Origin of the sequence: Pseudonocardia halophobica (assembly GCF_027922425.1) — a bacterium.
Taxonomy (GTDB): domain Bacteria; phylum Actinomycetota; class Actinomycetes; order Mycobacteriales; family Pseudonocardiaceae; genus Pseudonocardia; species Pseudonocardia halophobica.
This window is the reverse complement of the sequence record NZ_BSFQ01000005.1, coordinates 84184-105325: the sequence shown is the minus strand read 5'-3', so window position 1 is coordinate 105325 and position 21142 is coordinate 84184. Positions and strand designations below refer to the sequence as shown.

Annotated in this window: 19 protein-coding genes; 8 read left to right on the top strand and 11 right to left on the bottom strand. The window is 71.1% G+C overall.

Features of this window, described 5'->3' with window-relative positions:
- The first annotated feature begins 80 nt into the window (after positions 1–80).
- Together PKE99_RS08420 and PKE99_RS08415 are read left to right on the top strand one after the other, a co-directional pair.
- On the top strand, positions 81–1640 hold the full coding sequence (locus PKE99_RS08420; protein ID WP_051736795.1) for a class I adenylate-forming enzyme family protein: 1560 nt from the start codon (positions 81–83) through the stop codon (positions 1638–1640).
- Between the two features lie 3 nt (positions 1641–1643).
- A complete protein-coding gene (locus PKE99_RS08415; protein WP_037040992.1) occupies positions 1644–2777 on the top strand; it encodes an acyl-CoA dehydrogenase family protein in 1134 nt (377 codons plus the stop codon).
- Positions 2778–2946: 169 nt separating this feature from the next.
- Here the strand turns inward: PKE99_RS08415 and PKE99_RS08410 are convergent, their stop codons facing one another.
- Complete coding sequence (locus PKE99_RS08410) at positions 2947–4422, bottom strand: aldehyde dehydrogenase family protein (protein WP_051736794.1); 1476 nt, start codon at positions 4420–4422, stop codon at positions 2947–2949.
- 317 nt (positions 4423–4739) lie between these two features.
- On the opposite strand from PKE99_RS08410, the gene PKE99_RS08405 reads away from it, so the two are divergent.
- Positions 4740–5447: a response regulator transcription factor gene (locus PKE99_RS08405; RefSeq protein ID WP_051736793.1), complete on the top strand. Its 708-nt coding sequence runs from the start codon at positions 4740–4742 to the stop codon at positions 5445–5447.
- The gene (locus tag PKE99_RS08400) at positions 5444–7039 is read left to right on the top strand and encodes a GAF domain-containing sensor histidine kinase (RefSeq protein WP_037040989.1); all 1596 of its coding nucleotides are present in this window, start codon (positions 5444–5446) and stop codon (positions 7037–7039) included. The genes PKE99_RS08405 and PKE99_RS08400 overlap by 4 nt, the downstream gene beginning before the upstream one ends.
- Before the next feature lie 127 nt (positions 7040–7166).
- On the opposite strand, the gene PKE99_RS08395 is transcribed toward PKE99_RS08400, so the two are convergent.
- The 8 genes from PKE99_RS08395 to PKE99_RS08360 form a co-directional block, all read right to left on the bottom strand.
- Complete coding sequence (locus tag PKE99_RS08395; RefSeq protein ID WP_037040986.1) at positions 7167–7622, bottom strand: RrF2 family transcriptional regulator; 456 nt, start codon at positions 7620–7622, stop codon at positions 7167–7169.
- A 53-nt stretch (positions 7623–7675) separates the two neighbouring features.
- A complete protein-coding gene (locus tag PKE99_RS08390) occupies positions 7676–8143 on the bottom strand; it encodes a hypothetical protein (RefSeq protein WP_037040983.1) in 468 nt (155 codons plus the stop codon).
- Positions 8144–8394: 251 nt separating this feature from the next.
- The gene (locus tag PKE99_RS08385) at positions 8395–9621 is read right to left on the bottom strand and encodes an acyl-CoA dehydrogenase family protein (protein ID WP_037040981.1); all 1227 of its coding nucleotides are present in this window, start codon (positions 9619–9621) and stop codon (positions 8395–8397) included.
- The gene (locus PKE99_RS08380; RefSeq protein ID WP_231498044.1) at positions 9618–11054 is read right to left on the bottom strand and encodes an LLM class flavin-dependent oxidoreductase; all 1437 of its coding nucleotides are present in this window, start codon (positions 11052–11054) and stop codon (positions 9618–9620) included. The genes PKE99_RS08385 and PKE99_RS08380 overlap by 4 nt, the downstream gene beginning before the upstream one ends.
- Positions 11051–11917: a MetQ/NlpA family ABC transporter substrate-binding protein gene (locus PKE99_RS08375; protein WP_037040979.1), complete on the bottom strand. Its 867-nt coding sequence runs from the start codon at positions 11915–11917 to the stop codon at positions 11051–11053. The genes PKE99_RS08380 and PKE99_RS08375 overlap by 4 nt, the downstream gene beginning before the upstream one ends.
- Positions 11918–11982: 65 nt before the next feature.
- Positions 11983–12663 (bottom strand): methionine ABC transporter permease, encoded by a 681-nt coding sequence (locus PKE99_RS08370; protein ID WP_037040977.1) that lies wholly within the window; start codon positions 12661–12663, stop codon positions 11983–11985.
- Complete coding sequence (locus PKE99_RS08365) at positions 12660–13703, bottom strand: methionine ABC transporter ATP-binding protein (RefSeq protein ID WP_271214860.1); 1044 nt, start codon at positions 13701–13703, stop codon at positions 12660–12662. The genes PKE99_RS08370 and PKE99_RS08365 overlap by 4 nt, the downstream gene beginning before the upstream one ends.
- Before the next feature lie 144 nt (positions 13704–13847).
- Positions 13848–14675 carry a mycofactocin-coupled SDR family oxidoreductase gene (locus PKE99_RS08360; RefSeq protein ID WP_037040975.1) on the bottom strand — a complete coding sequence of 276 codons (828 nt, stop codon included), beginning with the start codon at positions 14673–14675 and terminating at the stop codon, positions 13848–13850.
- Between the two features lie 142 nt (positions 14676–14817).
- Between PKE99_RS08360 and PKE99_RS08355 the strand changes: the two genes are divergently transcribed.
- The 4 genes from PKE99_RS08355 to PKE99_RS08340 all read left to right on the top strand — a co-directional run bounded on the left by PKE99_RS08355 (position 14818) and on the right by PKE99_RS08340 (position 18605).
- On the top strand, positions 14818–15315 hold the full coding sequence (locus tag PKE99_RS08355) for a nuclear transport factor 2 family protein (protein WP_037040972.1): 498 nt from the start codon (positions 14818–14820) through the stop codon (positions 15313–15315).
- A 152-nt stretch (positions 15316–15467) separates the two neighbouring features.
- Positions 15468–17081 carry a GMC family oxidoreductase gene (locus tag PKE99_RS08350; protein ID WP_197040465.1) on the top strand — a complete coding sequence of 538 codons (1614 nt, stop codon included), beginning with the start codon at positions 15468–15470 and terminating at the stop codon, positions 17079–17081.
- Between the two features lie 301 nt (positions 17082–17382).
- The gene (locus PKE99_RS08345; protein ID WP_051736791.1) at positions 17383–17784 is read left to right on the top strand and encodes a cupin domain-containing protein; all 402 of its coding nucleotides are present in this window, start codon (positions 17383–17385) and stop codon (positions 17782–17784) included.
- A gap of 311 nt (positions 17785–18095) precedes the next feature.
- Entirely contained in the window at positions 18096–18605 is a 510-nt protein-coding gene (locus tag PKE99_RS08340) for a nuclear transport factor 2 family protein (protein WP_271214859.1), read from the top strand.
- Positions 18606–18670: 65 nt separating this feature from the next.
- Here PKE99_RS08340 and PKE99_RS08335 read toward each other — a convergent pair whose 3' ends face one another.
- Together PKE99_RS08335 and PKE99_RS08330 are read right to left on the bottom strand one after the other, a co-directional pair.
- Positions 18671–20020, bottom strand: coding sequence for an MFS transporter (locus PKE99_RS08335; RefSeq protein ID WP_197040464.1), 1350 nt, complete (start codon positions 20018–20020; stop codon positions 18671–18673).
- A 282-nt stretch (positions 20021–20302) separates the two neighbouring features.
- Positions 20303–21136 (bottom strand): enoyl-CoA hydratase/isomerase family protein, encoded by an 834-nt coding sequence (locus PKE99_RS08330; RefSeq protein ID WP_051736788.1) that lies wholly within the window; start codon positions 21134–21136, stop codon positions 20303–20305.
- Positions 21137–21142 lie beyond the last annotated feature (6 nt).

Genomic DNA, 21142 nt, shown 5'->3' with positions numbered 1-21142 from the left:
GTTCCGACCACCCGATCACACATCAAAGAGTGTACTCTAGGTAGTTCGGCCCTCTTCCCTTCTCGTCAGTCAGGACAGCCGTGGACCTCAGCACCCGTGTCGCAAGCGTCCTCCGCCTCGATCCGAACGCCCACGCGATATCGCAGGACGGGCGTTGGGACACCTGGGGCGATCTGACCCGGCTCGGTGACAACCTCTCCGCGGTGATGTCGTCCCTGCGCGACCTTCCGCAGGACGGCTACCTCGCGCTCGTCTCGCGTAACGACACGGCGACGGTCGCGACGCTGTTGTGGGCGTTGTCGGAGGCCCGGCCGCTCCTGCTGCTCAACAACATGCAGCCCGACGCCGCGCTCTCCGCGGAGATCACCGAGCTCAGGCCCGCGGTCATCGCGGCGGTGCAGACGGACTGGGACCGTCCCGGCGTCCTGGACGCCGCGCGCGGCATCGGCGCCGCCGCCGTCCGCCTGGAGCGCGGGCCTGCGGCGAGCGCCACCGTGCTCGCGGCTGCAGAGCCCGGACGAGACCTCGCCGGTACCGAGACCGCGCCGGGGTGTGCGGTCAGTCTCAAGACGAGTGGCACCACCGGCACCCCCAAGCGGATCGAGATCACGCGCAGTGCGCTGTCCGCCTCGATCGAGGCGGTGGACCGGCATCACAACAAGAAGGGCAGCGGTGACGCGGTGGCCCTGCGCACCGGCGTCACCATCCAGATGCTGCCGCTGGCCCATTCCAGCGCCATCCAGTCGATCTGCGTGACGGTGGCGGCGGGCAGGCGACTGGCCCTGCTGGAGCGGTTCGAACCGATCGCGTGGTCGAAGGCCGTGCGAGACCACCAGGTGGTCACGACGGGTGTCCCCCCGGCGGCACTGCGGATGATCCTCGACGCCGACATCGACCCGTCGTGGCTCGCCTCGCTGCGCGCCGCGCGCGCCGGCTCCGCGCCGCTGGACCCGGCGCTCGCCGAGGAGTTCGAGAACCGGTTCGACGTGGCGGTGTTGCAGGCCTACGGCGCCACCGAGATGCAGGGCCTCGCGAGCTGGACCCTGAAGGACCACAAGCGCCTGTCGAAGATCAAGAAGGGCGCGGTGGGTCGACTGCACCCCGGTGTCGAGGTCAGGGTGATCGATCAGGCCACGGAGGCCGAGCTCCCCGTGGGCTCGGTCGGGCTCCTGGAGGTCCGCACGGCCCAGGCGGTCGGTGCGGGCGACGCCGCCGACTGGATCCGGACCAGCGATCTCGCCCGGTACGACGAGGACGGGTTCCTCTGGATCGTCGGCCGCGCGGACGGAGCCATCAACCGAGGCGGCTTCAAGATCGATCCCGGTGAGCTCGCCGCGCTCCTGCGCTCGCACCCGGCGATCGCGGACGCCGTCGTCGTCGGGCTGCCCGACCCGCGTCTGGGCCAGGTCCCGGTCGCCGCCGTCGAGCCCAGTCCCGGCGCCGAGCCGCCGGAGGAGGCCGAGCTCGCGGGATGGCTGCGCGAGCGGGTGGAGGCCTACAAGGTGCCGCGGGTCATCGAGGTCGTCGACACGCTGCCGCGCACGGTCGCGTTGAAACCGGACGGGCAGGCGGTCCGGGCACTGCTCGCCGAGCGGCTGTCCACGCCCGGTCCCGCCGTTGCCCTGCAGAGGAGTGAGTAAGCGATGTCGAGTGCCGAGACCGACGAGCAGCGCGAGATCCGGAGCACGGTGCGCAAGCTGCTGGCCCGCGCCCAGCCGATCGAGGCCGCCCGTCAGGCCGAGGGCGGTCCCGGGGCCGGGTTCGACGCCGCCGTCTGGCGGCAGCTGAGCGAGGAGCTCGGGGTGACCGCCGTGCTCGTGCCCGAGGAGCACGGCGGGCTGGGTCTGACCCTGTCCGACGCGGCGGTGATCCTCGAGGAGACCGGCCGGGCGTGTTACAACGGCCCGTTCCTGGAGTCCGCCGTCATCGCCCCGCTGCTGCTCGGCCTCGCTGACCAGGATGTGAAGGCGCAGTGGTCCCTGCTCGTGGAGGAGCAGGTGATCGCCACCGTCGGCGGGCTCACCGCCGCCGGCAGCGCACCGAGCGTGCGCGCCGCCGAGGGACCGTCGGGGTGGACGCTCGACGGCACGCTCTTCGGCGTGCCGCAGGGCCTGGTGGCGGACCTGGTCTACGTCGTGGCCGACAGCGCGGCCGGGACCGGGGTCTGGGCGGTTCGGTCCGATGCCGCGGGCCACGACCGTGCCCCGCTGGCCACCCTGGACCTGACGCGGCCCATGTCGACCCACCGGTTCGCCCAGACGCCGGCCGAGCTCGTCCTCGCCCCGTCGACGAGTTCGGCGGCCCTGCGGCTGCTCGCCGCGCTGGCGGCGACCGCGCTGAGCGCCGAGCAGGTCGGGGCGACCACGCAGCTGCTCGAGATCGTGATCGAGCACCTGCGCAACCGGTACCAGTTCGGCCGCGCCCTCGGATCGTTCCAGGTGCTCAAGCACCGCTGCGTGAACATGTCGATCTCGCGGGAGGCCTCGGCCGCCGCGTCCTGGGCGGCCCGGAACGCAGCCGACCAGGCCCTCGCCGGTGGCGACGACGAGGCCCCGGCGGAGGCGGTGCGGCTCGGCTCCATCGCGGGGGCCTGGTGCTCCGACGCCCTGGTCGAGGTCGCGGGGGCAGCGCTGCAGCTCCACGGCGGCACGGGGATGACCTGGGAGCACGACATCCACGTGTTCCTGCGACGGGCGAAAGGCTCCCAGAAGCTCTTCGGCGCGCCCCGCGACCACCGCCGCGTCGTGCGGGACCTCCTGGGTCTGAGCCCGGCCTAAGCGTAGCACTCGGGCTCGGCTGCGGTCCGCATCACCCGCCCGGCATCATCCGCCCCGCATCACGCGGGCCGCAGCGCCGGACCGGCCTGGTTCACCCGGGGCTCGCGACCGTGGCCGAGTCCACGGCGAACCGGGTCCGCCCGCCCGGCAGGGACGGGCAGACCTCTGATCAGTCCAGCGGGATCCAGACGTTCTTGTGGTGGACGAACTCCTCGATCCCCGCCCGGCCGCCCTCGCGGCCGAAGCCGCTGATCTTGGTGCCACCGAACGGGGTCGCCCCCGTGATCGACGGGAAACCGTTGACCCCGATGACCCCGGCCTCGAGCTCGTCCGCGACGCGATGCGCGCGGGCCAGGTCCGAGGTGTGCAGGTAGCCGCCCAGGCCGTACGCCGTGTCGTTCGCCTTGGCGACCGCTTCCTCCTCGGTGTGGAACGGCATGATGGCCAGGACCGGCCCGAACACCTCCTGCTGGGCCAGGGTGCTGGTGTGCTCGACGTCGGCGACCACCGTGGGCGTGAGGAAGAAGCCCTCCGCCCACTCACCGGAGAGCCGTTCGCCACCGGTCACCACCCGCGCCTCGGACCGGGCACCGGCGACGAAGCCGAGGATCCGGTCGACCGCGGCCTGGCTGATGACCGGTCCGAGAGTGGTGGCCGGGTCGAGCGGGTCCCCGATCGTCGGGCTCTCGGCGACGGCCTTGACACGCTCGACCATCTCGTCGTAGACGGTGTCCTGCACCAGGAGGCGGGTGGGCAGGACACAGCCCTGGCCCGCGAGGGTCAGCACGGAGAACCGTGCCGCGTGCTCCGCTGCCCGGTCCAGGTCGGCGTCGGCGAACACGAGGTTGGCCGACTTGCCCCCGAGCTCCAGGCACAGCGGGGTCAGGGTCTCGGCCGCGGTCGTCATGATCTTCTTGGCGATCTCGGGTCCGCCGGTGAAGCTCACCTTGCGCACGTCGGGGTGCCGGATGATCGCCTCCGAGGTCTCCGGACCGCCCGCCACGATGTTGAGCACGCCCGCGGGAAGCCCCGCCTCGAGCAGGATCTCGCCGAGGCGCTGCGGGCCGAACGGCGCCTGCTCAGGAGTGCGCAGGACCACCGTGTTCCCTGCCGCGAGGGCGGGAGCGACCTTCATCGACATGTTGACCAGCGGGCCGTTCCACGTGATCAGTGCACCGATCACGCCGTAGGGCTCGTACTTGACGTAGTTGAACGCCCGCGTCGGGTACGCGCTGATCAGCTCGCCCTCGAACTTGTCGGCCCAGCCCGCGTAGTAGTCGAACTGGTCGGCCGCGGTGCCGAGGAAGTTGCCACTCACCGGCGTGCCGATCTCCAGCGCCGAGATGGCTCCGAGCTCCTCCTCGTGGGCGAGGATCGCCCGTGCGCAGTCCGAGAGGATCCGGCGCCGGCGGTCCGCGGGCACCCGCCGCCAGCTCCTGAAGGCGGCCTTGGCGGTGGCCACCGCCCGGTCGACCTCGTCGCGGCCCGCGACCGGGAACTCGGCGAGCACGAGCCCGGTGGACGGGTCGGTCCGCTCGAGGAACCCGCTCGACGTCTTGGTGATCCGGTCGTCTCCGATCAACAGCGCCGGCTCCGGCAACAGTTCGGCGGCGCGCGCCGCGTGCCGGTCGACAAGGCTCGTCATCGAGTGCTCCTCTGGTCTCGCGTGTCGCAAGGGGTTGCGGTGGCCTGCCCGCCTGGTGGTGAGACGCTGTCGGACCCGGCGCTGCGGACCCCGCCCGACCGGGGCGAGCACGCTCGGCCTGCCGCGTGCATTCAGTGTACGTATTACGGCGTGCCGGGCGAAGCCGTCGTCGGGCCGGCTCACCCCCCTCTTGCCTCGGCGCGGTGACTCCCGGACACTGAACGAACCGGTGGTTCTTTGCGGTGCTCCGCGGGCCCACCACGGCCCCACCCAGCGAGGCGCCGCACAGCCGTGGCGCGAGATCGGAAGGTCCTTCGATGTCGACGTCGCCTGCCCCGCCTGCCCTGCAGACGCGTCGGGGCACGGTCCTCGTCGTCGACGACGACGCCCGGGTGCGCACCGTGGTCTCGTGGCAGCTGGAGGCGGAGGGCTTCGTCGTCCGGGAGGCCGCGGACGGACAGACCGCGCTGGACGTCATCGAGAAGGACCGACCCGACCTCGTGGTGCTCGACCTGTCCCTGCCGGGTGTCGGCGGGCTCGAGGTCCTGCAACAGGTGCGCACCGACGGCCATCTCCCCGTCATCGTGCTCTCAGGCCGCAGCGGCGAGGGCCACCGGATCACCGGGCTCGATCTCGGTGCCGACGACTACCTGGTCAAGCCCTTCTCCCCGGGCGAGCTCGGCGCCAGAGTGCGTTCCGTCCTGCGGCGTTCCGGCGGCGGAGTCCGGCCCCCGGCCTCCTCGGAGCCCGCCGGAGCTCTGCGCATCGACGTCGCGGCCCGCACGGTGGCCGTCGAGGGGGTTACGGTCGACCTGACCGCCCGCGAGTTCGACCTGCTCGCCTACCTGGCCGCCCACCCCCGGCAGGTGTTCACCCGCGCCCAGCTCCTGGAGCACGTGTGGGACAGCTCGACGGGCTGGCAGAGCGAAGCGACCGTCACCGAGCACGTCCACCGCCTGCGGCAGAAGCTGGGATCCGGCATGGTCGTGACCGTCCGCGGCGTCGGCTACCGGCTCGAGCCGTGACCGTCGACACCGGGCTCGACCACGAGGACTCCGTGGCACTACTGCGGAAGCAGACGCGGATCCTGGAGCAGATCGCGATCGGCACCGACCTGGGCGAGGTGCTGACCGGCATCACCGCCACCCTCGAGGAGCTGCTGCCCGGTTGCCGCTGCTCCGTCCTGCTCCTGGACCCGGACTCGGCCACCCTGCGCCACGGCGCCGCCCCCTCGCTGCCCGCGGACTACTCCGCGGCGATAGACGGCATGTCGATCGGGAGCTCGGCCGGATCCTGCGGCACGGCGGCCTACCTCGGCCGCGTCGTGGTGGCAGAGGACATCACCACCGACACCCGATGGGCGTCCTTCCGTCCGCTGGCCGCGACGCACGGTCTGCGGGCATGCTGGTCGACCCCGATCCGCGGCCGTTCGGGGGTCACGGGGACCTTCGCCGTCTACCACGACGAGCCGCACCGGCCCGATCCGCGGGAGGAACGCCTCGTCGAGCGGGTGACCCATCTCGCGTCCGTCGCGATCGACCACGACAGGCTGTTCGGAGCGCTCACCGAGAGCGAGGAACGCTTCCGCCGAGCCTTCGAGGACAACGCGACGGGTATGGCACTGGCGACGCTGGACGGCGCGTTGACCAGGATGAACCGGGCCCTCCTGGACCTGCTCGGCCAGACGGAGTACGAGCTGCTCGGCGTCCGGCTGGAGGACCTGTTCCACCGGCGCACTCCAGGCGACCAGTACGAGGCGACCGCACGGACGCCGGACGGGCGCCCGCTGGAGGTGGCCATCGTCGTTTCGCCCGTCCGCGGGCCGGGTGGGCGGCCCCTGCACCTGTCGGTCAACGTCCTGGACATCACCGGTCGACGAGCCGCGGAGAGCGAGCGCCGGAGGCGGCGGGAGGCCGAGGTCGCCCAGCGAGCCGCCGAGGCGGCCAACCGGGCCAAGACCGACTTCCTGACCGCGCTCGGGCACGAGCTGCGCACTCCGTTGCAGGCCGTCGAGGGGTTCATCGAGGTGCTCGGCACACTCGACCTGTCCCCGACGCGGAGGGACGTCGCCCTCGGGCACATCTCCTCGGCGGGCGCCCACATCCTCTCGATCGTCGACGACGTCCTGGACGTGGCCCGGATCGAGGCCGGGGCGCTGCCGCTGCACCTGCACGACGTCGACCTCGACCCGTTGGTGGACGAGGTGTTCGCCATGGCGGAGTCCTTGGCGGCCGGTCATCGCGTGGTGGTCCGACGCGTCGGTGGCCCCGTGACGGTGCGCGCCGACCCCCGACGGGTGCGGCAGGTGCTGCTCAACCTCACCGTCAACGGCATCCGCTACAACGAGTCCGGGGGTGAGGTCGAGGTCGCTTGGCAGCGCGTCACGGACGGAGTGCTGATCACCGTCACGGATACCGGCCCCGGGATCGCGGACGAGCACCTCGGGAGACTCTTCACCCCGTTCGACAGGCTGGGCGCAGACTCCGAAGAGGGCGTCGGGCTCGGTCTGCCGCTGGCTCGCGGCCTCGCCGAGGCCATGCACGGCACGCTCGACGTGTCGAGCACGGTCGGTGTGGGCACGACGGTGTCCGTCCGGCTCCCCGCACCTCCCGCGTAGTCGCGCCTCCGTCGCCGTCCTCATCACGGGATCGCCCTCGACGGGCGAGTGACCCCTTTCGGTCCCGGCGTGCCCGAACCGTGCTCCACGGGCCGCACCGATCCGCAGAACACCCGCGCCGCCGGCGTCACCGGCTGGCCCAGGCCCCCGGCAGGGAAGCGAGCTCGACGATCTCCTTCGGCAGCGAGCCGGAGACGACGTCGGCGAGGGTGACGGTCTCCAGCACCCGTCGGATGCTCGAGCGCAGCGCGACCCAGACGTGCGGGAGGTGGGCGGCCTCCCCCTGATACCCCACCTCCTGGGCGGGCAGGCCGTGCACGGTGGCGAGCGGACCGTCGACGGCACGGATCACGTCGGCGAGCGAGATGGTGCGGCCGGGGCGGCTGAGCCAGTAGCCGCCCTCGGCCCCGCGCTGGCTCCGGATGAGGCCGCTGCGGCGGACCTGACTGAGAATGCCCTCGAGGTACTTCTCGGGCATGTCCTGACGTCGCGCCAGCTCGGCACAGCTCATGGGGTCGCCGTCCGCGGCGGCGAGGACGAGGACCGCCCTGATCGCGTAGTCGGCCTTGGTCGAGATCCGCACCGGGTCGATCCTGCCAGGTCCGGCCGGAGTACTGGCAGCTCAGGTGGGAGAGCTCAGCAGCCACGGTGCACGAGGCGGGACAGACCGTCGAGCACCGGTGAGTGACCGGGTCCTAGCACCCCCAGCGCGGCGCCGTACGCGTCCAGGACCACGTAGACCGGCTCGCTGCCGCCCGTGCCGTAGGCGAGCTCGAGGTCGCGGTTGTCGTGGGTGCTCGGGACGACGTGGAGTCGGACCCGGCCGGTGTGGTCCGCGAGGCGCGCCAGCTCGGCGAGCCTGTGCGGCACCGGGTCCGCGACCAGCCACGGCCGACTGTCGACCAGGACCAGGACGTCGAGCGGGCCGGGCAGCTCGTCCAACGCGGCGCGCTCCGCCGCGGAGAGGGGCGCGATCCGGCCCCGCCTGCGGCGTCGACCGGTGGCGAGCAGGACGAATCCCTCGAACGAGAGGGCTTCGCGGATCGCGCGGTCACGGCGGGCGGTGGTGACCGGGTGGCGGGGGGTGCAACGCAGCAGCGACATCGTGTACCTCGGACACGGCGGGCCCATCCGGGACCCGACCAACTGATCAACAGGAACGGAACGTGCCTGGTCAGTGACAGAGTGCGCTGCATGCGCGTCCGAGATCCACCGATCGGCGGCGGGTGAGCCGCCTGCCGAGTGAGTGGTGATCACCGCGCATCATCAGAATCTCGCATAGAGGATCCCGATTGGGAAGGTGGTCCGCCTCACCCGACAGGCGTCGGGGCCGGGTGGACCCTGACCCATCGGCTTCAGAACAACGCGTTGGCCGGGAGCGCGACCCCGTTCACCAGGCGGTTCCCGAGGGCCTGGGCCTTGTAGGAGGCGGGGTTGTGCGAGGCCATGGTCCGGATGTTGCGCCAGTGGCGGTCGAGGTTCAGGCCGCGGCGGGTGGAGGACGCGCTGCCGATGTCGAACAGCGCGGTGGCGGCCTCCAGGGCCAGCCGGTCGACCACGACCTTGGCGCGGGCGGTGTCCGCCCGGACCTGGTCGGCGATGTCGGCCTGCTCGGGCGAGCCCTCGTCGACCGCGACCCACAGGGCGTCCAGTGTGCGGGCCGCGGCGAGGACCAGCGTCTCGGCGGCGTGGGTGATGCTGTCGACCTGTCCGAGCGCCTGCTGGAGGATCACGTCCTCGCGCGGCACCTGGGTCGGGGCGTGCGGCAGGCTCCGCGGTCGCGCCCGGAGCACCTCGACGACGTGCGACCGTGCGGTCCGGAGTACCCCCGCGATGGCGGCGGTGAGAAAGAGCTGCAGGAAGCCCGGGGGGAAGTCGGCGGCCGCGTCCGCCCCGCCGATGTGCTTGAGCACCTCCTCCGGCGCCACCTGCACCCGGTCGAGCCGGGTCGTGCCGCTGCCGCTCATGCGCTGGCCGATGCCGTCCCAGTCGTCCTCGATCGTGACGCCAGGGCGGTCGGTGGGGACGGAGACGATCACCATCCGGTCCTCGGGGTCGGTCGCGGCGACGTTGACCCAGTCCGCATACAGGCTGCCGGTCGTGTAGAACTTCGTGCCGGAAAGCTCCAACCCGTCCGCGGTCGGAACCAGACGGGTCGCCATGCGCGTCAGGGGGCCGCCGAGCTCCATGGTCGCGTTGCCGAAGATCGCGCCCGCCCGGAGGCGGTCTAGCCAGGGGTCCGGCTCGCCGCCCCGGCCACCGTGCAGCCGGGTCTCCACGAAGTAGTAGTGCGTGCGGAGGATGTGGGCGACGTTGGAGTCGGCCTCGGCGAGGTCGATGACGGCGGCGAAGAGCTCGGTGACCGTGATCGACGGCGCGTTCCCGGACGGGGACACGCGCAGGGCGCCGAGCCCGGCCCGCCGGATCGCGTCGATGGCGGCGTGCGGGCGCTCCTCGGTGCGCTCACGTTCCTCCGCACCCGCGGCGATGTCCGCGAGGAGCGTCCGGTACTCCGGTGTGCCGTAGCGGACCAACTGGGAGGCGGCCGCGGGCCGTCCTCGACCGGATGTCGTCGTCGTCATCGGGAAGGGGCTCCGTTCGCTACGGGGGCGGGTGAATCCGGTCCGGGGCGCGGTGTCCCCGACACGCGGTGGCGGGCGGCCGGATGGCGGTCGTCGAGCCGGTCGTGCCCGAAGAGCCGGTGACGCAGCGTGCCGGCCGCCGGCTCGGAGCGGGCGAGCCCGCGCTCGCGGAGCACCGGCATGACGTGCTCGATGAAGTCGGTGTAGGAGCCGGGCAGGGTCTCGTTGATGACGTTGATCCCGTCGATCCCCGCGGCCCGCCACTCGGCAAGCCGGTCGGCGATCTGTTCGGGTGTCCCCACGACACGGGACTGCCCGGTGACGAGGCGGGCGAGGTCGGCGACGGTCGGGTCCGCCGCCCCGATCGCCTCCCGGACCCAGGTGAGGGCGCTTCGCGTGCCGTTCACTCGGTCGGGCAGGACATCGACCAGGCGGGCGTCCAGCCCGTACCCCACCAGGTCGATGCCCAGGGCGCTGCCGACGTGGGCGATCGTCGTCTCCAGGTCGATCTCGGCCTCGAGCTCGTCCCGCTTGCGGCGAGCCTCGTCCTCGGTACTCCCGACCACGAACGACAGCCCCTGGAAGAACAGCAGGTCCGAACCCGCCCTCCCGCCCGCTTCGACGAGTGCGCGCGTCTCGGTCACGAGCGCCCGCGCGCTCTCCGGCCGAGGTGCGGCGATGAACTGCGCTTCCGCGTGGCGCGCGGCGAACTCCCGCCCGCGCGGGGAACCCCCGGCCTGGAACAGCACCGGGGTCCGCTGCGGCGACGGGCTCACGAGGTGGGGGCCTTCGACGCGGTACCGGTTGCTGCGATGGTGGATCTTGTGCACCTTCTCGGGGTCGGCGTACACACCGCTCAGCCGGTCCTTCACCAGCGCGTCGTCCTCCCACGAGCCTTCCCAGAGCTTGTAGAGCACGTCGAGGTACTCGTCCGCCCAGTCGTAGCGCTCATCGTGCGGGAGCGGCTCGTCCAGCCCGTAGTTGCGGGCGTCGTTGGTCCTGCCACCTGTGACGATGTTCCAGGCGACCCGGCCCCTGCTGATGTGGTCCAGGGTGGACATCCGACGGGCGAAGCCGAAGGGCTGCTCCTGGATCGGGCCCGCCGTGAGGGCCAGCCCGAGGGTCTCGGTACTGACCGCCAGTGCGGACAGCGTGACGAGGGGGTCGTGGGTGGGGAACTGCATGCCTGTCCGGACGTGGTGGGACCAGCTCCCTCGAAAGTCGCCGTACAGCCCGGACACGTCCGCGAAGAAGAGGGCGTCGAAGCCGCCCCTCTCCAACCGCTGTGCCAGGGAGATCCACAGCCCGATCTCCTCGAAGTCGCGCTGGCCGCCGTCTGCGCGGCGCCAGGTGCCGTGGACCATGTGAGACGCCGTGTTCATCACGAAGGCGAAGAAGGCGAGCGGTCGCTCCGCCCGTGGCGCGGACGTCACGATCCGACACCGGCCGTCAGCGGGAGCGCGACGTCCTTCAACTGGTCCGATACGAACCGGGTGGCCCGCGGGTCCTCGAAGATCTGCTCGAGGGTCGCCAGCCTCTCGGGTGCGATGTTCTCCCCGACGACGAGGTGGATCGCCCAGTTCGTGCTCGGGGCCCTGAAGGTGGCGAGGAAGTCCTCCGGAGCAACCCCACCGTCGAGAAAGACCGAGTCGTAGGTGACGCCGAGGTCGACATCCGGCAGCGACCGCGGGATCTGGGCCAGGCCCGCCTCCTCGATCCTCAGGTTCTTGGGGTTCGCCGTGATCTGGCGCTGTGTGTAGAGCTCGGGCCGGTCGCTCGGCTCGAGCTGGATCAGTCCCTCCTGGGCGAGCAGCAACAGACCCTGGGCCAGGTTGGACGGGTCGTTGGGGAGGACCACCGACGCACCGTCCGGGACCTCACGAAGCGACGGGTACTTCGTCGAGACGATCGAGAACCTGTTGAAGTGCGTCGCCAGGACCGGCCGGACCTTGTATCCGCCGTCGGCGACCTGCTGGGCCACCCAGTAGCCGGTCGAGATGAAGTTCGCGTCGATCTCCCCGTCGGCCACCGTCTGCGAGAGCTGCTCAGCGCTGGTGATGGTCTCGAACGTCAGCTCGGCGTCGTAGTCGGGTGCCACCTCGGCGGCGAGATACCTGGCCAACTTCGAGCTCGCGCCGCCATCGCCGGAGATCAGTACGGACAACCGCAGCGGGGCACCGTGGTCGGCAGGGCCGGTGGTGGAGGCGGGATCGGCGCTGCCGCAGCCCGCCAGCATGAGGGCGCCGAGTGCGGCCAGGAGCGCCAGGGCTCGGCGGCCGGGGGTCAGGGACGTCACGGTCGGGGTTTCCTCTCGAGTTCACCAACGTGCGGGGATGATGCGGAGCCTCGGACGGGCGCCGCTCAACGATGGTCGAGCCGTCGGGCCAGGAGGTCCCCGACCAGCTGGACGAGCTGCACCGAGATCACGAGGATCACGGCACAGGCCACCAGGACCGTCGTGTCGAAGCGGGTGTAGCCGTAGGTGACCGCGAGGTCCCCGATCCCCCCGCCGCCGAGCGTCCCCGCCACCGCCGAGATCTCGATGATCGTGATGACCAGCAGGGTGAGGTTGCCGATCATCGCGGGCACGGCCTCGGGCAGCTGCACGCGGGAGACCACACCGAAGACCGATCCGCCACTCGCCCGCCCGACCCGTAGGACGTCCGGCGGGACCTCTCGCAGGTTCGTCTCCAGTAACCGGGCGGCGAAGGGGATCGCGGCGACCGACATGGGCACGATCGACCCGGCCACCCCGATCGTCGTCCCGACGAGGAGTCGAGTGAACGGGATCAACAGGACCATCAGGATGAGGAAGGGGAGCGACCGGGCGAAGTTCACGATGCCGTTGAGCGGGAGATGGACCACCGGTGTCGGCCGCAGGCCCGACGGGGAGGTGTTGTGCAGCACCACGGCCAGCGGTAGGCCGACCCCGATCGTGATCAGCCCGGTCCAGGTGACCAGCTGCAGTGTCTCCTCGAGTGCGGGTCGGACGATCTCCCACAGCTCGTCGACCGGGGTGTTCGCCGCCAGGACCCCGCTCATGCCACCACTCCGGTGCGCTGCGCGCCCGACCACTCTCCGGGCGGAGCCACCGCCGACTCCTCGACCCGTTCGGCGTGGAGTCCGAGCTGCGCGAGAAACCGTGGCAGCTCGTCGTCGTCCCGGGTCGCGATGGTGACCCGACCGGCAGGTCTCCCGGCGATACTCTCCACCGTGCCACCGAGGAGCCGCACGTCGAGGCCGTTCTCCGCCGAGAGCCGTCCGAGCCAGTCCAGGCTCGGCTGTGCACCCGTGTAGGTCACCCGCCACACGACCTCGTCCGGGTCCGACTCGATGTGGTGCCGGTCAGGGAGCAGCTCCACGCCGAGACGCGACCGTGGGCGGGCGATGAGCTCACCGACCGGGCCCGACTCGACCACCGCCCCGCCGCGCAGGAGCGTGGCGGTGTCGGCGGTGGCGCGCACGACCTCCATCTCGTGAGTGATCAGTACGATGGTGAGCCCCAGGTCGTCACGGAGCTCCCGCAACAGGGCGAGCACTGTGCGGGTGGTGGCCGGGTCCAGGCCCGAGGTCGACTCGTCGGAGAGGAGCAAGCTGGGCCCGAGCGCCAGCGCCCGCGCGATGCCGACCCGCTGGCGCTCGCCGCCGGAGAGCTGCGCGGGATAGGCGTCCGCCCGGTGCGACAGCCCCACCCGCTCGAGGAGCTCGTCGACCCGGCGGCGGCGATCGTGCCGGTTCACGCGCGCGTACTCGAGCGGCAAGGCCACATTCTCGCGCGCGGTCCGGCGGTGCAGCAGGCTGGAGGCCTGGAAGATGGTCCCGATCTCACGCCGCGCGGCACGCAGGCCACTCTCCGAGAGTGCGGTCACGTCGTGCCCGTCGATCGTGATCGAACCGCTGGTCGGCCGCTCGAGGAGACCGAGCAACCTCGACAGGGTGCTCTTGCCGGCACCGCTGGGACCGATCACGGCCGCGATCTCGCCGCGCCCGACCCTCAGATCGATCGAACGCAGGATCTCGGCGGAGCCGTAGGTCTTCCTGACGCCCCGCATCGCGACCATCGCGTCGACCGGCTCGGACACCGAGTCTCCGGCGGGCGACGCGGCGTCCGATTGAGGCATGAGAGAAGAGGGTGTGTACGGCACACGGACAGTTAATTCCTATGTAACTGATAGGACAACTAGGTGTTTGCTTCATCACAAGAACGCCCACGGCGGCTCGGACCGTCAGAGCAGGGCGCCCGCGTCGAGCACCTGAGCCGTGCCCGTGATGTACCGCCCACTGTCGGACACGAGGTGCAGGACGGTGTCGGTCACGTCGTCGACCTCGAGGGCCGGCGCACCGAGGGCGTTCATTCGGCCGGCCACCTCGTCGAAGTCCGCCCGCGTCGGGTTCGGGAGGTCGGGCCGGAAGAGCCGGAAGGTGGCACGGTTGAGGATCATCTCGGTGGCGACCGCCGTGGGGTGCACGGTATTGACCCGGATCCGGTGTTCCGCGAGCTCCAACGCGAGCACCTTCGCGAGCATCACCAGGCCGGCCTTGGCCGCGCTGTAGTGCCCGACGTTCCGGTTGGCCCGCATGGCCGCGAGCGAGCTCGTGATCACCACCGACCCCCCGCGGCCGCCCGCGACGAGGTGCGGCACGGCCGCCTTCACGGTCCTCCACACGCCGGTCAGGTTGATGTCGATGACGTCGTCCCACGCCGCCTCCGACAGCTCCAGCAGCGGCGCGGCGGTGGAGATCCCCGCGTTCGCCACGACGATGTCCAGGCGCCCGAACGCGGCGAGTCCCGCCTCGACAGCGGCCGTGATCGACGTTGCGTCCCGCACGTCCGCGTCCCGGCTGACGATGCGTCGGTCGCGCTCCTCGACCAGTCGCACGGTCTCGGCGAGGTCCTCGGCCGTCGCGAGCGGGTACCGCACCGAGTCGACGGGGCGCGTCGTGTCGATCGCGATGATGTCGGCGCCCTCCTCGGCGAGCCGCACCGCGTGGTTCCGCCCCTGCCCGCGCGCGGCGCCGGTGATGAACGCGACCTTGCCTGCGATCCGCCCCACGATTGCCTCCAGCCAACCCGACCGTCGAACCCGGTCGACTCTGACCTCTCGACGCGGAGATCTCACAGAGTAGCCTCTATTGAGGGGTCCCGCTCCGGGCTCCCCGCACGATGACGTGCGTCGGCCACTCTCAGGAGTACTCATGCCCCCCGCGTTCCGCCCCACGACCGTCGAGCACCTCCTCGCCGTCGAAGAGATCCGACTCCTCGTGCTCAGCTACTCCTACCGAGTCGACGGAGGCGAGGGCAACATCGCCGACCTGTTCACCGACGACGGGGTCTGGGACAGCAGCGACAACGACCACCCGGTGCTGCGTGGTCGCGCGGAACTGGAGTCCTTCTTCGGGGACGCGGAGTCGCGCCGGGCCCGGGGCAACCGGATCACCCACCTGGTTCTCAGCCCGTTGATCCTGGAACTGGACGACGACGAGGCGCGGGCGGTCTGCTCGTACACCGGCCAGGTGCTCTTCGGGGGCAATGACTACATCGTCCAGGAGGCGGGTCGCTACCACGACCGCTACGTGCGCACCCCGCAGGGCTGGCGGATCCGCGAACGGGTGCTCGAGCACCTCCTGCCCTCGCGCAAGCAGCAACTCGTCCCCGTCTCGAGCGAGCAGTCCCTGAGCCGCAGCTGGCCGTGACCCGGTCGGCCGGAGCCGCCTGCCGGCTTGACGCTGTCGGGACCCGTCCCTAGCCTGACCAGTACAGTGTCCTGTTTTGCGGATACGCCGCATCCAGTAGGCGAGCCGCTGAACCCGGCACCACGACGCCCAACGAAGGGAGAGCGACGCAGGTGAGTGTGTTCGACTACGTCGTGGTCGGAGCCGGCTCGGCCGGGTGCGTCCTGGCCAACCGACTGAGCGAGTCCCCCGACACCACGGTCCTCGTCCTGGAGGCGGGCGGCTGGGACTACAGCCCGTTCCTGCACGTCCCGGTCGGCATGCGACAGATCCGCGCGAGCACGTCGTGGCAGTACCCGGCGGAGCCGGACCCCTCCCGCACCGGACCGCCGTCGGTCTGGAAGGGCGGCAAGGTCGTCGGCGGGTCCAGCTCGGTCAACGGGCAGGTGTGGACGCGCGGTGCCCCGGCGGACTTCGACGCGTGGGCCGCAGAGGGGGCGACGGGGTGGGACTACGAGTCGGTCCTCCCCTACTTCAAGCGTGCCGAGACCTTCTCCGGCGGTGGTGACCACTACCGGGGCGCCGACGGCCCCCTGCACGTGTCGCACTCGCGGATGCATCACCCGCTCACCGACGCCTTCGTGGAGGCGGCTCAGGAAGCCGGGCACCCGCTCAACCCCGACTACAACGGGAAGGGTCCCCACGGCGTCGGGCACGTCCAGGTCTCGCAGCGCCGGGGACTGCGCCACAGCACCGCGCGTGCCTACCTCGGACCGGCCAGACGACGGCGCAACCTGACCGTCGAGACCCACGCGCTGGCCACCCGCATACGTTTCTCGGGTGGCCGGGCGACCGGCATCGAGTACCGCACCCGCCGGGGAGCCCACGAGATCGTCGAGGCGCGTCGGGAGGTGATCGTCGCGGGCGGCGCCTTCGAGTCCCCGAAGCTGTTGCAGCTCTCGGGCATCGGGCCCGCGGACGAGCTGCGCGCGCTCGGGATCGACGTGCTGCAGGACAGCCCGGGAGTCGGTCGCAACCTGCAGGAGCACCCGACCCTGCGGATGGTCTTCGGCGTCACCGTCCCCACCCTGAACATGCAGCTCAACCTGCCGGGAGTCGTGAGGGGTGGCGCGGACTTCGTGCTCCGCGGCCGCGGCGCGGCGACCGCGCCGCCCACGCACGCCTTCGTGTTCGGGGACCTCGACGGTGACACGGCCAAGCCCGACTACGAGCTGTACTTCGCGCCGTTCGGCATCATGACGATCGAGCGCAAGCGCGGCCCCCAGCTGATGAACGGCATCGTCGTCCCGATGAAGGAGCCGGCCATCTCGGTCGGCGTCGAGGCCTGCCACCCCCGCGCCCAGGGCACCGTCTCGCTGCGGTCGACGGATCCCGACGTCGCCCCCAACGTCTCACACCAGCTCCTCACCCCCGAGGACCTCCGCACCCTGGTCCTCGCCTCGCGCGCCGCACGCGCGATCACCGAGGCCCCCGCCTTCCGGGACTTCGTGACCGCCGAGCTCGCGCCCGGTCCCTCGGTCCAGACGGACGCCGAGTGGGAGGAGTGGGTCCGCGCGAAGAGCGGTGCACTCTATCATCCGATCGGCACCTGTCGGATGGGGAGCGACCCGGAGGCGGTGGTCGACCCGCAGCTGCGTGTCAACGGCGTCGAGGGTCTCCGTGTCGTCGACGCCTCGGTCATGCCGTCGTTGATCGCGGGGCACACGAACGCCGCGGCGATCATGATCGGCGAGCGTGCGGCGGACCTGATCCGCGCCGGCCGGTGACCGGAGGGGCGGCCAGGACGGCGCGGCCGAGGAGCCTGACGTTCATTGGCCGCGCACCCGTCGCCGCACCGGCCCCCGCTCTGAACGAGCAGGTGGATCACGGGGCGACCAAGGGCTGACGAGCCCTTTCTCCCTTGCTCGCGCCCGGCACACTCAGTATCCTGATATCGCGCTGCTGAGGGGTGGATCCCCTTCCACTGTCCGATCCTCGAGGGTCCGCCCGTGGCACGCGCTCCCAGGTCGCCGGCAGGACCGTCCAGGTCCGCGACCGGATCTGTCGAACGAGAGGTAGTGATCATCAATGAAGTTGGTCGTCGCAGGAGTCGACGAGCAGGGGCGTTCCGCCGTGACGCGGCGGGACGAGCTCGACATCGAGAAGACCACACCACTGTGGACCCTGACCGAGTTCCCGCCCAAGGTCGATCGTCCTACCGATGTGGCCGCGCTCGACATCGGCCTGCCTCCGGGCAACGCCAACTGGATCTTCAGCCGGTTCGCCCCGCACACCGACGCACCCCTGCACCGCACCGACGCGATCAGCTTCAGCGCGATCCTCTCCGGCACCGTCGTCAGCGTGCTCGAGGCCGAGGAGGTCACGCTCGAGCCCGGTGACTTCTTCGTGCTGGAGGGCACGATGCACGGTTGGAAGACCGGTGACGAGCCGTGCACGATGGCGACGATCGCGTTCGGGCTGGAGCCCTGACCGACAGCTTCCCCGCACCTCGGACGCGCTGCACACAGTGCGTTCGGTACAGCCGCCCGATGTCCCGCCCTATCTCCGGGTGAGGCGGCCGGACTTCGTCACGCACCTCCCCCGGCAGGCCCGCCTCGTGCTCCGACACGACACGGGCCGGCCGGCGGGAGGTGTCGTGCGTTGGGAGGCCGGCCGTGCCGCTCGTGGCGGCGACACCTCGGCCCGCGTCGGCCGTGAGTCGGGCCCGCACGACGCAGATGTCGTGCGATGATCTCGCGAGAGGACGGACGAGAGCAATGACCGCTTCCACCCCGGACGCCGTGAAACGCACTCTGGAGGACAGGCTCGCCATCAGGGAGACCGTCGAACGGTACGGCTTCCACCTCGACGATAAGGACTTCGACGCGCTGCGGTCCATCCTCACCGAGGATGCGGTGCTGGACTTTCGCGACCACCGGCTGGACCCGCCGCGCGGGCTCTCACCGTTCGTCGGCGCGGACGAGATCATCCGGCAGTTCCGGGAGGTCGTGGTCTACGGCGCGGACGGCCCGTTCCAGCACATCATCGTGAGCAGCCTGGTCGAGGACGTGTCGGAGGACGAGGCGGTGGTGCGGTCGAAGGTGCTGTGCCCGATGCCCGACCAGCTCGTCATCGACGTCGAGTACCGCGACGTGGTCGTCCGGACCCCGGACGGCTGGAAGATCAAGCACAAGACGTGCAAGCGGTACAACCCGAACACCGCCTGGCCCGGCTCCCGCCTGACCCTCAACGCGAACTGGCTGGCCAACGGCGCAGTCTTCGAGGGGACCGACGATCCGACCATCACCTAGAGACGGGTCTGCGGCGGCCGACGAGATCGGCCGCCGCAGACACCGACGGGGGTGACCGGACCCCGTCAGGGGCGTCCCGCCTCGCTCGACTGCTCACCGCGCAGGGCTGCGGAGCGGCTCACGGCGAGCGCGACCGTGACACCCAGTAGGGCGACCCCGACGACGAGCAGGGCCGGTGACTGCGGGCTGCCGGTCGACGCGACCAGCGATGCCGCCGCGAGGGGTGCCAGGCCGGCACCCAGCGCCCCGCCGATGTTCATGCCGACGGCCACGCCGGAGTACCGGAACCGCGTGGGGAAGGCTCGCGTGGCGATGGCGTAGACCGGTGTGGTGGCGATCGAGTAGCAGATCAGGGCCACCGTGTAGACGACGCCGATGAACCCCACCGGCCGGCCTCCCTGGACCAGCAGGAACATCGGATAGATCACGGCCGCCACGGCCGCGAGGCCGCCCACCACGACCCGGGTCGCCCCGAACCGGTCGGTCAGGATTCCCCCGAGGAAGTAGCCGGACGTGCCGAGCGCGATGCAGACGGCCGACATCCAGAACACGGTCGTCCTGGGCAGCTGCACCGTGTTGATGAGGAAGACGTTCATGTAGTTCAGCAACACAGCGCCCGGGGCGTTGACGGCCAGGGCCAGCAGGATGACCGCCAGGATCCGACGCCAGTGCACCTTGACGGTCCCGCGCAAGGGCGAGCGGGCCACCCGATCGGTCTTCGCGAGCGCCGTGAAGTCCTCGGACTCCTGGACCCGCAGTCGAAGCACCAGCACGACGACCGTCAGGACCACGGAGAGGAGCAGCGGGATTCGCCATCCCCACGCGGCCATGGCGTCCGTGCCCAGAACAGCGGTGGTGAGGCCGACCACGGCCGGGGCTGTCGCGCTGCCCAGCGTCGCCCCGGCGGGAGCGAAGGCCTGGAACAGGCCGTGTCGGCGCCCGCCACCCGACTCCGCGATCAATGTCGCCGCGCCCGCCTGCTCACCACCTGCGCAGAAGCCCTGCCCCAACCGCAGGAGGACCAGCAGGATCGGGGCCGCCACGCCGATCGAGTCGTGCGTCGGCAGAACACCCATTGCGGCGGTGGCACACCCCATGCCGACCACGGTGACCAGTAGAGCGGCCCGCCGGCCGCGCCGGTCGCCGAACCCACCGAAGAAGAGCGCCCCGAGCGGACGGGCGAAGTACCCGACCGCGAACACCCCGTAGGTGGCGAGGATCGAGATCAGCGAGTTGTCTTCCGGGAAGAACAGCGGTCCGATGAAGACGACCAGGAAGGCGTACGACCCGAAGTCGTAGTACTCGATCATGGACCCGGCGAGGCCGGCGATGCTCGCCCGGCGCACCCTCTTGTGGTCCTCACGTTGGGGTGCGGGGTCCGCCCGCACCGGTTCCGCGCCCGATCCGGCGGTCATGCGCCGAGCCCCGATCGGCCTACACGACATCCCATCGTGGAGTGCTGCATATCAGTCAGCCCTTCAACAACGTCGTCAAAGTGTACTCTTTTGAAGGGTAGGCGGGGCGTCGAGGCCGGTCAAGGCACCTGAGGGCGCTCCTGGGACCCGGAGGAACACGTCCGGGTCGTCGCGACTGGGGATGGAGCGCAGTCCGGCACGGTCGGTGCCGGGCGCGTGTGTCTGCGCTCCGGCGCCGACTGCCCTCTCACCGCGGCGGAGACTGACCGGTCCCCGACACCGTCACCGCGAGTCCTCGAGCGGCGCCCATTTCGGCTCGCGACGCTCGAAGAAGGCCTTTGGGCCCTCCTGGGCGTCCGGGTGGTGGTCCGCGTGCGACCGGAGCAGGACGTAGCCGCGGCGCAGGGCGGCGAGGTCGTCGTTCACGGTCGCGTCGTAGATCGCCTCCCGGCTGGTCCGGATCGCCGCCGGAGAGCCTGCCGCGACCCACCCCGCCAGCTGGCCCGCCCGCTCACGAAGCTGGTCCTTCGGCACCACCTCGGTGACCAGTCCCAGCTCGTAGGCGCGCTGCGCCGTGACGCGCTCGTTCCTACCCACCAGGACCATGCGCATGACGGACCCGAGGGGGATCCGTTTGGCGAGTCCGATCGGCTCGAGGGCGGACACCTGCCCGACACTCACGTGGGTGTCGACGAAGGTGGCGTTGTCCGAGCAGATCGTGAAGTCGCAATCTGCCACGAAGTGCAGGCCTGCCCCCGCGCAGACACCGTTGACCACGCAGATCACGGGTTTGGTGACCCCGGCGTGCGCGGGGCTGAAGCTGCTCTCGCGGTCGTAGTCGCTCGTCCGCCGCCGCGCGGTGTCCGCCACGGCACCGACGTCGGCGCCCGAGCAGAACGCCCGCTCACCGGCACCGATCAAGACAGCGACGTGCAGCGACGGGTCCCTGTCATAGCCGACCCACACCCGGTGCAGCTCGGCCTGCATGACCGGGCTCACCGCGTTGAGCGCCGCCGGGTTGTTCATCTCGATCCAGAGCACGGCGCCGTCGCGGCGTACCTGCAGCTGCTCCCAGGGCCCTTCGAGGCCCTGGTTCTCGACGTCGGAGAGCGTCATCGCGTC